Below are 15,506 nucleotides of genomic sequence, written 5' to 3'. Positions count from 1 at the left end.
ACTCAGTCAAGCATCAGAAACGCTTGATCTCGGCCTGGCTTTCCAGCTGTTTGCGGTAGGCCGCAAAGTCCTGCTGGCCAATGCGCGAGGCGAGGAAGCGACGGTATTGGGCCTTCTCTTCTTCGGTCGGCGCGGCGGCTTCGTTCACGCCGTTCAGGCGCACGATCACGAGACTACCATCCGTCAGGGTCACGCTGCTGTAGGTCGGCTTGTCCTTGGCGACAGGTTTTGGCATGCGGAACAGCGCTTGCAGCACGGTTGGGTCAATCCCTTCCTGAGCGCGAGTTGCCGCTTCAGTCACTTTCCAGTTCTGACCGTCAATCGCCTTGTCCAGCGGAGTCTTGCCATCGCGCAGGCTGGCGATCAACTCATCAGCCTTGGTCTTGGCGGCAGCACTGGCGTGCTCCTTGGCCAACTGCGCACGAATGCTGGCATTGACGCTTTCCAGCGGCAGTTGCGCAGGCTTCAAGTGTTCCTTGGCGCGCAGCACGATCACGGTTTCCGGGTCCAGCTCGATGGCGGTGCTGTTGGCACCTTCATCCAGCACTTCAGGACTGAACGCCGCGGTGATCACGGCACGGTTAGCCGCCACACCTTCGCCACCCTCGCGGCCAAACGGCTTGGAGGTGTGAACAGTCAGCTTCAGGTCTTGCGCCGGCTGGGCCAGATCGGAGGACTCGAACGAAGAGTCTTCCAGTTGCTTGGTCGCCTCGACAAAACGCTGCTCGACCTGTTGGGTTTTCAGCTCACGGGTCAGCTTGTCTTTCAGGCTGGCCAGCGTCGGCACTTCCGGTGCTTCAACGCCCAACAGTTTGATCAGGTGGAAACCGAAGTCAGTGCGAATCGGTGCCGACACTTGATCCTTGGCCAACGCATACAGCGCGGTTTCAAATGCAGGGTCGTATACACCAGGGCCTGCGTAGCCCAGGTCACCGCCGTTGTTCGCCGAACCCGGGTCCTGGGAGAATTCCTTGGCCAGCGCCTCGAATTTCTCGCCTTTGGCCAGACGCGCCTGAATGTCTTCGATCTTGGCCTTGGCTTGCGCCTCGGTCACTTTATCGTTCACTTCGATCAGAATGTGCGCAGCCCGGCGTTGCTCGGACAGGTTCGCGATTTCTTTCTGATACGCCGCTTGCAGGTCTTCGTCCTTGACGCTGACCTGATCGAAGAAGGAAGACTTCTTCAATTCCAGGTAATCGATGACAACCTGATCCGGCGTCATGAATTCCTTGGCATGTTCGTCGTAGTAGGCCTTGACCTCATCGTCGGTCAGCTTCACAGCTGCCGGGTCAACCTTGACGTTCAGGGAAGCGAAATCGCGGGTCTGTTTTTCCAGACGGGCGAAGGCCAGAACCTGTGCGTCGGTGACGAAACCGCTACCCGCCAGGCCCGCGCGCAGCTGACCGATCAGCATTTCCTGAGCCAGCATCTGGCGGAATTGCATGCGGCTGTAGCCCAGTTGACGAATCACCTGATCGAAGCGCTCAGCACTGAACTTGCCATCCACCTGAAACTCAGGTGTTTGCAGGATCACTTGGTCCAAGGCCGCTTCGGAGAAAGCGAATTTCGATTCTTCTGCGCCTTGCAGCAGCAGTTTGCGGTCGATCAAGCCTTTGAGAGCCGATTCGCGCAGCATTTTTTCGTCGAGCAAGGAAGCGTCGAAATCCTTGCCCAGCTGTTGCATCAGCTGACGGCGTTGCATATCGACCGCCTGGCTCAGCTCGTTCTGGCTGATTTCTTCGCCGTTAACCTTGGCCGCATCATTACGACTGGTGGTGGCCTGAAAAATGGCGTCGAAACCGGTCAAAGCCATCAGTGCAACGATGACCCCGATAATGGTCTTGGCAATCCAGCCTTGTGAATTGTCCCTGATATTCTGCAGCATGCGTCCCCCAGAAACGGTTGAACTTCAAAATTAGGCAACCGTGGAGCGTGGGTAGAATCCGGATAGAAGAAAGGCGCATCCGAGGATGCGCCTTCTCGTAACTGGCGGAGCGGACCAAGGGTTCGAACTTGCGACCCTCGGCGTCTCGGACCGGCAACTTGCCGACTGGACTACCGCTCCGCTGCCAGGTCAGGCATGACCCCGACCCGGATAGGCAAAAACCTGAAACGAACTTAGTTGACAGCTTCTTTCAGTGCTTTACCGGCTTTGAAACCTGGTTTTTTGGCTGCTGCGATTTCCAGCGTCTTACCGGTCTGTGGGTTACGACCAATGCGAGCTGGACGATCGGTAACGGAGAAGGTACCGAAACCAACCAGAACAACAGAGTCGCCAGCCTTGAGAGCGCCAGTGACGGATTCGATTACAGCGTCCAGCGCACGGCCAGCAGCAGCTTTCGGGATATCAGCGGATGCAGCGATAGCATCAATCAGTTCCGACTTGTTCACTCTAAGTCCCCTTATATCTATTTGAGTATGATTCTAAGTTTTTTGGTGAAAGCAAAAACGAGTGCTGAATGGCCTACAGACACTTAAGAGCCGCTTTATAACAAGGGCTCTAAAAAGCTGTCAACAAGCCACTCAGGCAAATGCGTACTAATGCGTGCTAATTCTTTCCTTAGAGTCAGACTCGCGTTTTTCATCCTTTGCAACTATCTCTGGAACCACATCTGGCAGCGGCTCCGGCGCGTATTGCAGCGCAATTTGCAGGACCTCGTCAATCCATTTAACCGGTTTAATCTGCAGATCTTGCTTGATATTGTCAGGAATTTCCTTCAGATCGCGCACGTTCTCTTCAGGAATGATCACGGTCTTGATCCCGCCACGGTGAGCAGCCAGCAGTTTTTCCTTCAATCCGCCAATCGCCAACACCTGGCCACGCAAGGTGATTTCGCCTGTCATGGCAACATCCGCACGTACTGGAATCCCGGTCAATGCCGACACCAGGGCCGTGCACATGCCTACGCCGGCGCTAGGGCCGTCTTTCGGGGTCGCCCCTTCCGGCATGTGGATGTGCGTGTCGCGCTTCTCGTGGAAGTCCAGGGGAATCCCCAGGCTCTTCGCACGGCTGCGCACAACGGTCAGCGCGGCCGTGATCGATTCGACCATCACATCACCCAGCGAACCGGTCTTGATCAGCTGGCCTTTACCCGGCACGACAGCAGCTTCGATGGTCAGCAATTCACCACCCACCTGAGTCCATGCCAGACCGGTGACCTGACCGATCTGATCCTGCGATTCAGCCAGACCGTAGCGGAATTTGCGCACACCCAGGAAGTGTTCCAGCATCTCTGCAGTGACCTTCACCGAGAAGCGTTTTTCCAGCGCGTGCTCTTTGACCGCCTTGCGGCAAACCTTCGCAATCTGGCGTTCCAGCCCACGCACACCGGCTTCGCGGGTGTAGTAGCGGATGATGTCGCGGATCGCTTCGGCGTCGAATTCCAGCTCGCCTTTCTTCAAGCCGTTGGCAGTAATCTGCTTGGGCGAGAGGTATTTGACGGCGATGTTGATCTTTTCGTCTTCGGTGTAGCCAGGCAGACGAATCACTTCCATCCGGTCGAGCAGCGCCGGCGGAATATTCATGGAGTTCGAGGTGCACAGGAACATCACATCGGACAAGTCGTAGTCGACTTCCAGATAGTGATCGTTGAAGTTGTGGTTCTGCTCCGGATCGAGCACTTCCAGCAACGCCGACGCCGGATCGCCACGCATGTCGCTGCCCATTTTGTCGATTTCATCGAGCAGGAACAGCGGGTTGCGGACGCCCACCTTCGTCATCTTTTGAATCAATCTTCCTGGCATCGAACCGATGTAAGTCCGGCGATGACCACGAATTTCCGCTTCGTCACGCACGCCACCGAGGGCCATACGGACAAATTTGCGGTTGGTGGCGTGGGCGATCGACTCTGCCAGAGAGGTTTTACCCACCCCTGGAGGACCGACCAGGCACAACACCGGACCACGAATTTTCTTCACGCGCTTTTGCACGGCGAGGTATTCGAGGATCCGCTCTTTGACTTCTTCCAGACCGTAGTGGTCTGCATCAAGAATGTCTTCTGCGCGCGCAAGGTCCAGGCGCACTTTGCTCTGGGCCTTCCACGGCACCTGAACCAGCCAGTCGATGTACGAACGCACCACGGTCGCTTCCGCGGACATTGGCGACATTTGTTTCAACTTGTTCAGTTCACCCTGGGCCTTGGCCAAGGCATCTTTCGGCAGGCCCGCGGCATCGATGCGCTTTTTCAGCTCTTCGATTTCGTTGTGGCCTTCGTCGCTGTCGCCGAGCTCTTTCTGAATGGCCTTCATCTGCTCATTCAGGTAGTACTCGCGCTGGCTGCGCTCCATTTGTTTCTTGACGCGACCGCGAATGCGTTTTTCGACTTGCAGCAGGTCGATCTCGGCATCCAGCAACGCCAGAACGTGCTCGACCCGGGCCGACAAATCGATGATTTCGAGGATTTCCTGCTTCTGCTCGATCTTCAGGGCCATGTGAGCGGCCATGGTGTCAACCAGGCGACCCGGCTCGTCGATGCTGTTGAGCGACGAGAGGACTTCAGCCGGGACTTTCTTGCCCAGCTGCACATATTGTTCGAACTGAGCCAAAAGGCTGCGGACGAACACTTCCGACTCGCGCTCAGGCGCGTCGACTTCGTCGATCAGCGAGACTTCGGCACGGCAGTGGCCGTCCACTTCGCTGAAGCGCTCCACGGCGCCCCGCTGCTCGCCTTCGACCAGAACCTTGACCGTGCCGTCAGGCAGCTTGAGCAGCTGCAGAACGGTCGCAATGGTGCCTACGCGATAAAGTGCATCTTCACCGGGATCGTCGTCAGCAGGGTTTCTCTGAGCCAGCAGAAGAATCTGCTTGTCGCCCGTCATCGCAGCCTCGAGGGCTTCGATGGATTTCTCGCGCCCCACGAACAGCGGGATAACCATGTGCGGATAAACCACAACATCACGCAATGGCAGGAGAGGCAATTCGATGGTTGTCTTCATGATTTCGCCTCTACGGCGGCCATATGGCCGTAAACAGATGGAAGTAAGCTTGAAACCAAGATGGGGGCTGCTTTGAAAAAAAACAAGCGCAAAGAGGGTGTTAAAAACGCTTTAAAAGAAAAGGGGCCCGAAGGCCCCTTCTTTGCTCCAGCTGCCGGACGCTTAAGCGTCTGGCGCAGCCTTGGCAGCCGGCTCACTGTTTTCGTAGATATACAGTGGCTTGGACTTGCCTTCTATAACGCTTTCGTCGATCACTACTTTACTCACCTCGGACTGCGAGGGGATTTCATACATAGTGTCGAGCAATACACCTTCGAGAATCGAACGCAGTCCACGGGCACCGGTCTTGCGTTCCAGGGCACGTTTGGCGACCGATTTCAGCGCGTCGGCCCGGAATTCCAGGTCTACACCTTCCATCTCGAACAGCTTGGCATACTGCTTGGTCAAAGCATTTTTCGGCTCGGTGAGAATCTGCATTAACGCAGCCTCATCAAGCTCGTCCAGCGTGGCAAGGACCGGCAGACGACCGACGAACTCCGGGATCAGACCGAACTTGACCAGATCGTCAGGCTCGACTTCACGCAGGGATTCACCCACCTTCTTGCCTTCTTCCTTGCTGCGAACTTCCGCGTTGAAACCGATGCCGCCCTTGGTGGAACGGTTTTGAATAACCTTTTCCAGACCGGAGAACGCACCACCGCAGATGAACAGGATGTTACGGGTGTCGACCTGAAGGAATTCCTGCTGCGGATGCTTGCGACCACCTTGCGGCGGAACGGAAGCGACCGTGCCTTCGATCAACTTGAGCAGGGCCTGCTGCACGCCTTCACCGGAAACGTCCCGGGTGATCGACGGGTTGTCAGACTTGCGCGAGATCTTGTCGATTTCGTCGATGTAGACAATGCCCATCTGGGCTTTTTCCACGTCGTAATCGCACTTCTGCAACAGCTTCTGAATGATGTTCTCGACATCTTCACCCACGTAACCCGCCTCGGTGAGGGTGGTTGCATCGGCGATGGTGAACGGAACGTTCAGCAAGCGGGCCAGTGTTTCGGCAAGCAGGGTTTTACCCGAGCCTGTCGGGCCGATCAGCAAGATGTTGCTTTTGCCAAGTTCGACGTCGTCATTCTTTTTGTCGCGCTGGTTCAGACGCTTGTAGTGGTTGTACACCGCTACGGCCAGAACCTTTTTCGCACGCTCCTGACCAATCACGTACTGATCAAGGATGCCGCTGATTTCTTTAGGCGAAGGCAATTTATGCGCGCTGCTTTCGGCCTGGGCTTCCTGCACCTCCTCTCGGATGATGTCATTGCACAGGTCGACGCACTCGTCGCAGATAAAGACCGAGGGGCCGGCAATCAATTTGCGTACTTCATGCTGGCTTTTGCCACAGAAGGAGCAATAGAGCAGCTTGCCGTTGTCCTCGCCGTTGCGGGTGTCAGTCATTCGTTCGATCCAAATCCGATAGGCTTGCAACACAAGATGAAGGCTATTGCGGGCTTTTTCAAGCCCGCCGGTGATCGGACCAGCCGACCCACCCTATTTTGAGCTGCTTAATTTAAGCGGGGCGCTGGTTGATCACTTCATCGATCAACCCGTACTCACGCGCGGCTTCTGCACTCATGAAGTTATCGCGGTTGGTATCGCGCTCGATTTCTTCAAGTGTGTGGCCGCTGTGCTTGGCCATCAGCGTGTTGAGACGCTCACGAATGAAGAGAATTTCCTTGGCATGGATTTCGATATCCGAAGCCTGGCCTTGGAAACCGCCCAGTGGCTGGTGAATCATCACGCGCGAATTCGGCAGGCAATAACGCTTGCCGGCGGCACCGGCCGTCAAAAGGAAGGCGCCCATGCTGCAGGCCTGACCAATACAGGTGGTCGATACATTGGGTTTGATGAACTGCATGGTGTCATAGATCGACATGCCCGCTGTCACCGAACCGCCCGGGGAGTTGATATAGAGATGGATGTCCTTGTCCGGGTTTTCCGCTTCAAGGAACAGCAATTGCGCACAAATCAGGTTGGCCATGTAGTCCTCTACCGGGCCAACCAGAAAAATCACTCGCTCCTTGAGAAGGCGCGAGTAGATGTCATAGGCGCGCTCGCCACGAGCAGACTGCTCGACAACCATCGGGACCAGGCCGCCAGCGGCCTGGATATCAGAGTTCTGCTGAATATACGAATTACGGAACATGCTCTGCAGTCACTCCCAAATAGTTATGTCTTGAATACGCATAAGCCAGCACGAAGGCTGGCTTATGGTGTGTGCTTCTTACCGCAAAAACGATCAGTCGGCTTGTGGAGCTTCTACCGGCTTGACTGCTTCTTCGTAAGAGACCGATTTGTCGGTCACGCTAGCTTTCTGCAGAACAGTATCCACAACTTGTTCTTCCAGCACAACCGAACGAACTTCGTTCAGTTGCTGGTCGTTCTTGTAGTACCAGGACACAACCTGCTCAGGCTCTTGGTAGGCCGAAGCCATTTCCTGAATCATTTCACGAACGCGGGCTTCGTCAGGCTTGAGGTCGAATTGCTTGACCACTTCAGCCACGATCAGACCCAGAACAACACGGCGCTTGGCTTGTTCTTCGAACAGCTCGGCCGGCAGTTGGTCAGGCTTGATGTTGCCGCCGAACTGCTGAACAGCCTGCACGCGCAGACGGTCAACTTCGTTGGACAGCAGCGCCTTAGGCACTTCGATCGGGTTGGTGGCCAGCAGACCGTCCATTACCTGATTCTTGACCTTGGATTTGATCGCCTGACGCAGTTCACGCTCCATGTTCTTGCGAACTTCGGTGCGGAAGCCTTCCAGGCCCGTTTCCTTGATGCCGAATTGAGCGAAGAATTCTTCGTTCAGTTCTGGCAGTTTCGGCTCGGAAACAGTGTTCACGGTCACGGTGAACTCAGCGGTTTTGCCAGCCAGGTCGAGGTTCTGATAGTCCTCCGGGAAGGTCAGGTTCAGCACGCGCTCTTCGCCGGCTTTAGCGCCAACCAGGCCGTCTTCGAAACCAGGGATCATGCGGCCGGAACCCAGCACCAGCTGAGTACCCTTGGCAGAACCGCCAGCGAACACTTCACCGTCAACCTTGCCAACGAAATCGATGTTCAGTTGGTCTTCGTTCTGAGCGGCGCGCTCAGCCACTTCGAAACGGGTGTTCTGCTTGCGCAGCACGTCCAGCATCTTGTCCAGATCGGCGTCAGCCACGTCAGCGCTCAGGCGCTCTACGGTGATGCCGTCGAAGCCAGCAACGGTGAACTCAGGGAACACTTCGAAAACTGCAACGTATTCCAGATCTTTGCCAGCTTCCATCGATTTAGGCTCGATCGAAGGAGCGCCAGCCGGGTTCAGCTTTTGCTCGACAACAGCTTCGTAGAACGAAGACTGGATCACATCGCCTACAGCTTCCTGACGCGCATCAGCACCGAAACGGCGCTTGATTTCGCTCATTGGCACTTTGCCTGGACGGAAGCCAGCAATCTTGGCCTTTTGGGCAGTCTGCTGCAGACGCTTGTTGACCTGAGTCTCGATGCGCTCAGCCGGCACGGTGATGCTCATGCGGCGCTCAAGAGCAGAAGTATTTTCAACAGAAACTTGCATGGATATTCCTCGTTGCACAGACGTTAGCCGGCCGTTTCCGACCCCAGAATCAAGGGCATGCATTCTAGTGGGTCAAACTCAAGAAGTCACCCTACTGAAAACGGGTAAAAAAGCAGCAGGCAATTTATAGGCGGGGACAAACGGTTGTGCCTCGCCCTGTTAGCAAATACAGCCAGTCACGCCAGGGCTCTGCACCAATCCTTCTATATATAGAAGAAGTTGCCAATCATCTCCCTGACAGCCGGTCTTGCGAGCAAGCCGGCGGGCGGCGCGGCATCATCGAGAAACATAAATACGACGAAACACCCCACCCCTGCGACCCAGGACATGCAGCCGCTTGACACTCGAACCGCTAAAACAAAAAAGGCGCCAGACTGTTAAATCTGGCGCCTCTCGAAATATGGGGTGGACGAAGGGGATCGAACCCTCGACAACGGGAGTCACAATCCCGTGCTCTACCAACTGAGCTACGCCCACCATATTGCCTTGCAAAGAAGCCAATCAACTCCCTTGCTGCGCCCCAACCAGGCCAACCGGCTTGAGTGAAGCTTTATTTGGTGCGGATGAAGAGACTCGAACTCTTACACCTTGCGGCGCTGGAACCTAAATCCAGTGTGTCTACCAATTCCACCACATCCGCGTTTGAAGCTGTTAAAGCAAAGGCGCCAGACTGTTAATCTGGCGCCTTTTGAAATATGGGGTGGACGAAGGGGATCGAACCCTCGACAACGGGAGTCACAATCCCGTGCTCTACCAACTGAGCTACGCCCACCATATCGCGCTACTTGTGCCAAAGCTGCCTAATGGCGCACCCGGCAGGACTCGAACCTGCGACCATCCGCTTAGAAGGCGGATGCTCTATCCAGCTGAGCTACGGGCGCCTTATTAATCTGTACTCTTGGAGGACTACAAACTAAGAGCTTTCCAGTCTCGCAGAACCGTAATTCCGCTTGACCTTCTCATCCAGTGCTAGGCTGTGCCCGACAAGTGCGACGAATAGTATAGAGCGCCCCGAAGGCCGTCAAATGCTTTTTATAAAAAATTCATTTAATTAAAGGGCTTAGAGGAATTTGCAGACCAAGCGCCTTTGCCCTCACCTCATGACATGCGAGAATGCGTTCTCTTTTTTTCCCCTCTCGATGGTTAATCACGCGCAATGACTGCACAACTAATCGACGGCAAATCGATCGCCGCCAGCCTGCGCCAGCAGATCGCCAAACGAGTCACCGAGCGTCGCGAGCAAGGCCTGCGCACCCCGGGCCTCGCGGTGATCCTGGTCGGCAGCGATCCCGCCTCTCAGGTTTATGTCTCGCACAAGCGTAAAGACTGTGAAGAGGTCGGCTTCATTTCCCAAGCCTACGACCTGCCTTCCGAAACCACTCAAGAAGCACTGACCGACCTGATCGATCGCCTGAACGACGATCCGGCAATTGACGGCGTTCTGCTTCAGCTTCCTTTACCTGAGCACCTGGATGCCTCCAAATTGCTGGAGCGCATTCGTCCAGATAAAGACGTCGACGGCTTCCATCCTTATAACGTCGGCCGCCTGGCCCAGCGCATCCCGTTGCTGCGTCCGTGCACCCCCAAAGGCATCATGACCTTGCTGGAAAGCACCGGTGTCGACCTTTACGGGATGGACGCGGTGGTTGTCGGAGCCTCCAACATCGTTGGCCGTCCGATGGCGATGGAATTGCTGCTCGCCGGTTGCACCGTGACCGTCACCCACCGCTTCACCAAGGATCTGGCCGGCCACGTCGGCCGTGCCGACCTGGTTGTCGTCGCCGCCGGCAAACCGGGCCTGGTCAAAGGTGAGTGGATCAAGGAAGGCGCGATCGTGATCGACGTCGGCATCAACCGCCAGGAAGACGGCAAACTGGTGGGTGACGTGATCTACGAAACCGCCCTGCCCCGCGCTGGCTGGATCACGCCGGTACCGGGCGGTGTCGGCCCGATGACGCGTGCCTGCCTGCTGGAAAACACGCTGTACGCGGCAGAAACACTGCACAGCTGAGTGCGCGCTTCGACATAAGCGATGAACAAAAGAACCCCGCCAATGGCGGGGTTCTTTTTGCCTGGGGTGAAAGATCGACCATCCGCCGGAAAATGACTTTTTTTTCATGTTTCCAAGGACTTTCACCTCCTCCTTGAACAACCATCGACAGTTATTCAGCCATACTCCAGAATGTCGCGCTTTTTACGAAATAACCCGTTACATAACGGCTTATCAACACCTTATGAGTCCGCCAGCGTGAAAATCCGTCTTTCCATCCTGAGCCTATTTTTTGTATTTACAGGGACGTTCATCACGCCAATCGCCAGCGCCGCGGAGACCACCGCAGCCCCCCGAGACACGAAACAACTCAAGCTCGCTTCCGGCAGCTCTTTGCTGCTGGATATGCAGACCAACAAAGTCATCTATGCCAGCAACCCCGATGTGGTTGTCCCTATCGCCTCGGTCAGCAAATTGATGACCGGTCTGGTTGTGGTCGAAGCCAGGCAGAACATGGACGAGTACATCAATATCAACATCAGCGACACGCCAGAAATGAAAGGCGTGTTTTCCCGGGTCAAACTCAAAAGCGAATTGCCGCGCAGGGAAATGCTGCTGATCGCCCTGATGTCCTCGGAAAACCGTGCAGCGGCGAGCCTGGCTCATCATTATCCGGGGGGCTACGTCGCATTCATTGCCGCGATGAACGCCAAGGCAAAGGCGCTGGGCATGACCAGCACCCACTTCGTCGAGCCGACGGGCCTCTCCCCGCGTAACGTCTCTACTGCCCGCGACCTGAGCAAATTGCTGATCGCCGCACACAAATACCCGTTATTGACCGAGTTGAGCACCACCAAGGAAAAAACCGTCACGTTCCGCAAACCCAACTACAGCCTGGGTTTCCGCAACACCGACCATTTGGTCCGCAAGCCAAACTGGGACATCAAGCTGACCAAAACCGGGTTCACCAACGAAGCCGGTCACTGCCTGGTGTTGGTGACCAGCATGGGCAATCGCCAAGTGGCGCTGGTGATTCTCGACGCCTTCGGCAAGTACACGCATTTTGCCGATGCCGCCCGCATCCGCAGCTGGGTGGAAACCGGCAAAGGCGCAGACGTGCCGTCGGTAGCCTTGCAGTACAAGTCGGACAAGAACCTCAAGCACCGCCAGAGCGGTGTGGTTGAAGCCTCGAAATAAGTCAGCGACAGAAAAAACAAAGCCCCGATCATTCGGGGCTTTTTTTCGTCTGGCGTTAATCGTTGGGCAGCGGCATCTGATCGTCATCCGGAATGCCATCCCCGGCGCTTGGATCTTTCATGCCATGGGGATGCTCCGTCGGGACCACCATCGGACGGGCCAACGGATCCCTTAACGGATCGTTCGGATCCATCACCGGATCAACACCCTCTTCAGGGGTCGTTGGAACACTGTCCGGACGTTTGTCGTTGAAACTCGAATCAGTAGACATACGCACCTCACCAAGGGTTAGGGTTTCAGATCAGCGAGTGGGTCGTAAGGCTTCGCCGGAGCCTTGGGATTGTCGCCCGGCTTTACATCCCTCGGCGCCTTGGCGGGGCCGATGGGATCGACCTGAGGATCGGCGAGGTCCGGCGAATCGGGGTCGAATCCCAATTCGTCGCCCGAAGAATGTTCGGATGAATGCGGGCCGTCGGGGGTATTGGAATGTGCCATGGGGCGCCTCCTGGGATCTGGCCCGGAGAAACCGGGTCTTGTCCTTTAGAGGCCAGGCATGCCCGACGGTGCCGGGCACATGACGAACGGAAGCTTATTGTGCGGTCAACGCCTTCTTCGCGCGGGCAGCAGCCTGTTCCTGACCGGCCTGGCCAAGATCGCTCGCCGCCTTCAGCCAGCGCTGCTGATCAACGTTGGCAGGGATCTGATTGGGTTTCTGAATCAATACGGCCCAGCCGCCAGCATCCTTGAAAGAGGACTCAAACGAACTGAAGCTCATCAAGTTCCGGCGATTCATCCCGGCACGCAGCAACACCGTCTGCTTCTGGCGATTGTATCCGGCGAGAATGGCGTAACGCGGCTCAGCCCAGAGCGCCGAGCCTTCAGTGAAGCGCACCATCACCGGATAACCGGCCGCGACCTGGGTCAACAGTGCCGGCAATTGGCTGTCGAGGGGATACACCACCATCCCGTACTCACGCGCCAGGTTTTGCATATTCTGTTGCAGTTGTGCTTCGGCGCCGGGCAAGTGCAGGGGTTTTTGCAGCAACCCGGGCGTAATCACGATGCCCTGCTGTGCCAGCATGCTGGCCAATACCTGTGGTCCGCTCTGATAGTCCTGGCCACGGTAGAACGTGCCGCTGAGTTCTACCCGCTCGGGCAACCGCTTGATCTCCGGCGCCACACTCCCCGCGCATCCGGCCAAACCTGCAACGCAGCCGACAATCAGCGCCGCCGCTCGAATTCGAGAAAATACCCGCACGATCATCACTCTCTTGTTCAGACGCCAGTCAATACGCTCCCGGCTTGGCCGTCGATCATAGGACGCCACGCGGTGGCGGTATAGCCTTAACCTACAGTTGAGTGCATTCGATAGAGCGAACTGGTTGATGACAGCCGACCTTTGGTCAATAGCCTGAAACACAGCAGCGACTAGACTGTCATTTGCAAAGAGTGTGTGCCCGATGCAGGGCAAAGAGGAGGCACTGATGAGCCTGACAATGACAATCGTGATGTTGATTTCCGGCTGGCTGGCCGTGGCCGCCGCCATGCTGTGGGGCGTTTTGCGGATTACCCGTCGGCACCATCACCACCCCGTTCAATCGGCGCCTTTGGCGAAGACCGATAAACCACCGGTCCACCACGCGACCGCGCACTGACCCTTCGGATTCGCCAACAAAAACGGCCGCCTGGGCTCTTTCGAGCGCAGGCGGCCGTTTCGTTTTTCCGCGGGTTAAGCTTCAGCCGCTATTTTCTTCTGCTTGGCCCGACGCGACATCATGTTCAAGCCCTCGATGGTCGCCGAGAAAGCCATGGCCGCATAGACGTAGCCTTTAGGCACGTGAGCCCCGAAACCTTCAGCGATCAGTGTCATACCGATCATGATCAGGAAGCCCAGCGCCAGCATCACCACGGTCGGGTTGTCGTTGATGAACTTGGCCAGAGGATCAGCCGCCAGCAACATCACCAGCACCGACACCACTACGGCGATGATCATGATCGGCAAATGCTCGGTCATGCCCACAGCGGTAATGATGCTGTCGATGGAAAACACCATGTCCAGCATCAGGATCTGACCGATCGCGGCAGCAAAGCCCAGGGTCACGGTCGAGGTCGCCGACATCGGATCATCCGGGGCCGGGTCCATGCTGTGATGGATCTCGGTAGTCGCCTTCCACAACAGGAACAGGCCACCGGCGATCAGGATCATGTCCTTCCAGGAGAACGCATGGCCGAGAATATCGATCACAGGCTCGGTCAACTGGACGATGAACGCGATAGTGCTCAGCAGGCCCAGTCGCAGAATCAGCGCCATGCCGATACCGATGCGGCGTGCTTTCTGCCGATGCTGCTCGGGCAGCTTGTTGGTCAGGATCGAGATGAAGATCAGGTTATCGATGCCGAGCACGATTTCCATGACGATCAACGTGGCCAGGGCGACCCAGGCGGTGGGGCTTGCAGCAAGTTCTAAAAGATATTCCATGGGTCAGTCCTGACTCGTTGTAGACGGTTTAGATTTCCTGGGACGAAGATTCGGTTTTGCGCTGGTCTTCGGCCGATGATTCTTTCTTGCTGATCAGGCCGCCGGTGGCATCACTGATCGCTTGTTCGGCGGCTTTGTGGGTGTCGTCGATCGCCTGTTTGGCGGATTCGGCAGCCTTGCCCATCAATTGCTGCGCGCTTTTCTCGGCCTGGTCGCAACCGGCCAATACCAGTAAAGACGCAATCAACAGTGCCGTGGTTTTAAGCTTCATGATGCTTTCCTCGATAGAACAAAACGGGCCGAAACGATGGCCCGTTGATAGCGAGGCATTCTAGGGAGGCAAACACTTCAGGAAAATTCGTATTTTTAGCGGTTATACTTCGGTTTTTACGAACTGTAGGCCGTCATGCTCAACTATCGCCAATTGCATTACTTCTGGGTGGTGGCCAAGACCGGCAGCATCGTGCGCGCCTGCGAGCAGCTGAACCTGACGCCCCAGACCATCAGCGGGCAGATTTCCCTGCTCGAACAAACCTATGGCATCGAGCTGTTCCGGCGGGTCGGTCGCCAGCTTGAGCTGACGGAGGCCGGGCGTCAGACCCTGCCCTACGCCGAGCAAATGTTTCAGCTGGGCGGCGAACTGGAGTTGATGCTGCGGGCACAACCCAATGAACAGCAGATCCTGTTTCGGGTGGGCGTCGCCGATGTGGTGCCCAAATCCATCGTCTATCGCCTGATCGCACCGACCATGGAGTTGAGTGAACCGCTGCGCATCACCTGCCGCGAAGACAAACTGGAACGGCTGCTCGCCGACCTGGCGATCCAGCGCCTGGACCTGGTGATTTCCGACAGCCCGATGCCCTCGCACCTGGACATCAAGGGTTACAGCCAGAAACTCGGTGAATGCGGGATCAGCTTCTTCGCCACCGCCGAGTTGGCAGCACAGTACGGTCAGGATTTCCCACGCAGCCTGCACGGCGCACCACTGCTGATTCCCGGGCCGGAAACCGTGGTGCGCAGTCGCTTGCAGCGCTGGTTTGCCGAGCAGCAAATCCAGCCGCGCATTGTCGGCGAGTTCGACGACAGCGCGCTGATGCAGGCTTTCGGTCAATCGGGCAGCGGGATTTTCATCGGCCCGAGCGTGATTGCCGACGAAGTGAAACGCCAATACGGCGTGGAGTTGATTGGCCAGACCGACGCCGTGACGGAGTCGTTCTACGCCATTTCCGTGGAACGCAAGGTCAAGCACCCCGGCATCGTGGCGATTACCGAAGGTGCCCGACGCGAGCTGTTTACCGAGCTGTGAA

General features: G+C 56.6%; 14 protein-coding genes, 4 tRNA genes and 1 pseudogene. 4 read left to right on the top strand and 15 right to left on the bottom strand.

Annotated features, from left to right (window positions below; all coding sequences use genetic code 11):
* Positions 1–13 precede the first annotated feature (13 nt).
* The 10 genes from JIO00_RS10215 to JIO00_RS10170 form a co-directional block, all read right to left on the bottom strand.
* Positions 14–1,885: a SurA N-terminal domain-containing protein gene (locus JIO00_RS10215; RefSeq protein WP_083377196.1), complete on the bottom strand. Its 1,872-nt coding sequence runs from the start codon at positions 1,883–1,885 to the stop codon at positions 14–16.
* Between the two features lie 233 nt (positions 1,886–2,118).
* Positions 2,119–2,391, bottom strand: a complete 273-nt coding sequence (locus JIO00_RS10210) for an HU family DNA-binding protein (RefSeq protein WP_002552737.1) — start codon at positions 2,389–2,391, stop codon at positions 2,119–2,121.
* Positions 2,392–2,538: 147 nt separating this feature from the next.
* Positions 2,539–4,935 carry an endopeptidase La gene (gene lon / locus JIO00_RS10205; protein WP_010458711.1) on the bottom strand — a complete coding sequence of 799 codons (2,397 nt, stop codon included), beginning with the start codon at positions 4,933–4,935 and terminating at the stop codon, positions 2,539–2,541.
* Between the two features lie 162 nt (positions 4,936–5,097).
* Positions 5,098–6,381 carry an ATP-dependent Clp protease ATP-binding subunit ClpX gene (clpX, locus tag JIO00_RS10200; protein WP_007946893.1) on the bottom strand — a complete coding sequence of 428 codons (1,284 nt, stop codon included), beginning with the start codon at positions 6,379–6,381 and terminating at the stop codon, positions 5,098–5,100.
* A gap of 112 nt (positions 6,382–6,493) precedes the next feature.
* Positions 6,494–7,129, bottom strand: coding sequence for an ATP-dependent Clp endopeptidase proteolytic subunit ClpP (gene clpP, locus JIO00_RS10195; protein ID WP_010458706.1), 636 nt, complete (start codon positions 7,127–7,129; stop codon positions 6,494–6,496).
* Positions 7,130–7,222: 93 nt separating this feature from the next.
* Positions 7,223–8,533, bottom strand: coding sequence for a trigger factor (gene tig / locus JIO00_RS10190; RefSeq protein ID WP_010458704.1), 1,311 nt, complete (start codon positions 8,531–8,533; stop codon positions 7,223–7,225).
* 401 nt (positions 8,534–8,934) lie between these two features.
* A tRNA-His gene (locus JIO00_RS10185) sits at positions 8,935–9,010 on the bottom strand.
* A gap of 78 nt (positions 9,011–9,088) precedes the next feature.
* Positions 9,089–9,173, bottom strand: a tRNA-Leu gene (locus tag JIO00_RS10180).
* Between the two features lie 56 nt (positions 9,174–9,229).
* Positions 9,230–9,305, bottom strand: a tRNA-His gene (locus JIO00_RS10175).
* 32 nt (positions 9,306–9,337) lie between these two features.
* Positions 9,338–9,414, bottom strand: a tRNA-Arg gene (locus JIO00_RS10170).
* A 275-nt stretch (positions 9,415–9,689) separates the two neighbouring features.
* Here JIO00_RS10170 and folD point away from each other — a divergent pair.
* Together folD and pbpG are read left to right on the top strand one after the other, a co-directional pair.
* A complete protein-coding gene (folD, locus tag JIO00_RS10165; protein ID WP_010458702.1) occupies positions 9,690–10,544 on the top strand; it encodes a bifunctional methylenetetrahydrofolate dehydrogenase/methenyltetrahydrofolate cyclohydrolase FolD in 855 nt (284 codons plus the stop codon).
* Between the two features lie 237 nt (positions 10,545–10,781).
* The gene (gene pbpG / locus JIO00_RS10160; protein ID WP_010458699.1) at positions 10,782–11,720 is read left to right on the top strand and encodes a D-alanyl-D-alanine endopeptidase; all 939 of its coding nucleotides are present in this window, start codon (positions 10,782–10,784) and stop codon (positions 11,718–11,720) included.
* Positions 11,721–11,775: 55 nt separating this feature from the next.
* Here pbpG and JIO00_RS10155 read toward each other — a convergent pair whose 3' ends face one another.
* The 3 genes and pseudogenes from JIO00_RS10155 to JIO00_RS10145 form a co-directional block, all read right to left on the bottom strand.
* Positions 11,776–11,991 (bottom strand): hypothetical protein, encoded by a 216-nt coding sequence (locus JIO00_RS10155; RefSeq protein WP_010458697.1) that lies wholly within the window; start codon positions 11,989–11,991, stop codon positions 11,776–11,778.
* A gap of 17 nt (positions 11,992–12,008) precedes the next feature.
* A complete protein-coding gene (locus JIO00_RS10150; protein WP_010458694.1) occupies positions 12,009–12,215 on the bottom strand; it encodes a DUF6021 family protein in 207 nt (68 codons plus the stop codon).
* Between the two features lie 94 nt (positions 12,216–12,309).
* A pseudogene (locus tag JIO00_RS10145) lies at positions 12,310–13,037 on the bottom strand (peptidase C39 family protein).
* Between the two features lie 167 nt (positions 13,038–13,204).
* Here JIO00_RS10145 and JIO00_RS10140 point away from each other — a divergent pair.
* The gene (locus JIO00_RS10140; protein WP_178082292.1) at positions 13,205–13,375 is read left to right on the top strand and encodes a hypothetical protein; all 171 of its coding nucleotides are present in this window, start codon (positions 13,205–13,207) and stop codon (positions 13,373–13,375) included.
* Positions 13,376–13,449: 74 nt separating this feature from the next.
* Here the strand turns inward: JIO00_RS10140 and JIO00_RS10135 are convergent, their stop codons facing one another.
* Positions 13,450–14,199: a TerC family protein gene (locus JIO00_RS10135; protein ID WP_010458689.1), complete on the bottom strand. Its 750-nt coding sequence runs from the start codon at positions 14,197–14,199 to the stop codon at positions 13,450–13,452.
* A gap of 28 nt (positions 14,200–14,227) precedes the next feature.
* On the bottom strand, positions 14,228–14,470 hold the full coding sequence (locus JIO00_RS10130) for a hypothetical protein (RefSeq protein ID WP_200668126.1): 243 nt from the start codon (positions 14,468–14,470) through the stop codon (positions 14,228–14,230).
* A 135-nt stretch (positions 14,471–14,605) separates the two neighbouring features.
* Here JIO00_RS10130 and nhaR point away from each other — a divergent pair, with 135 nt between their 5' ends.
* Entirely contained in the window at positions 14,606–15,505 is a 900-nt protein-coding gene (gene nhaR / locus JIO00_RS10125) for a transcriptional activator NhaR (RefSeq protein ID WP_010458685.1), read from the top strand.
* Position 15,506 lies beyond the last annotated feature (1 nt).

This window comes from Pseudomonas sp. SW-3 (assembly GCF_016615645.1).
Lineage (GTDB): Bacteria > Pseudomonadota > Gammaproteobacteria > Pseudomonadales > Pseudomonadaceae > Aquipseudomonas > Aquipseudomonas mandelii.
Note: the sequence above shows the minus strand (reverse complement) of the source record. Positions and strands in the feature narration are given on the sequence as shown.

What these genes read in the sequence shown, in the direction of transcription:
- clpX (WP_007946893.1), bottom strand. Translation starts at nt 6,381, where the DNA reads ATGACTGACACCCGCAACGGCGAGGACAACGGCAAGCTGCTCTATTGC.
- JIO00_RS10150 (WP_010458694.1), bottom strand. Translation starts at nt 12,215, where the DNA reads ATGGCACATTCCAATACCCCCGACGGCCCGCATTCATCCGAACATTCT.
- nhaR (WP_010458685.1), top strand. Translation starts at nt 14,606, where the DNA reads ATGCTCAACTATCGCCAATTGCATTACTTCTGGGTGGTGGCCAAGACC.
- JIO00_RS10135 (WP_010458689.1), bottom strand. Translation starts at nt 14,199, where the DNA reads ATGGAATATCTTTTAGAACTTGCTGCAAGCCCCACCGCCTGGGTCGCC.
- JIO00_RS10130 (WP_200668126.1), bottom strand. Translation starts at nt 14,470, where the DNA reads ATGAAGCTTAAAACCACGGCACTGTTGATTGCGTCTTTACTGGTATTG.
- tig (WP_010458704.1), bottom strand. Translation starts at nt 8,533, where the DNA reads ATGCAAGTTTCTGTTGAAAATACTTCTGCTCTTGAGCGCCGCATGAGC.
- lon (WP_010458711.1), bottom strand. Translation starts at nt 4,935, where the DNA reads ATGAAGACAACCATCGAATTGCCTCTCCTGCCATTGCGTGATGTTGTG.
- JIO00_RS10140 (WP_178082292.1), top strand. Translation starts at nt 13,205, where the DNA reads ATGAGCCTGACAATGACAATCGTGATGTTGATTTCCGGCTGGCTGGCC.
- clpP (WP_010458706.1), bottom strand. Translation starts at nt 7,129, where the DNA reads ATGTTCCGTAATTCGTATATTCAGCAGAACTCTGATATCCAGGCCGCT.
- folD (WP_010458702.1), top strand. Translation starts at nt 9,690, where the DNA reads ATGACTGCACAACTAATCGACGGCAAATCGATCGCCGCCAGCCTGCGC.
- JIO00_RS10155 (WP_010458697.1), bottom strand. Translation starts at nt 11,991, where the DNA reads ATGTCTACTGATTCGAGTTTCAACGACAAACGTCCGGACAGTGTTCCA.
- JIO00_RS10215 (WP_083377196.1), bottom strand. Translation starts at nt 1,885, where the DNA reads ATGCTGCAGAATATCAGGGACAATTCACAAGGCTGGATTGCCAAGACC.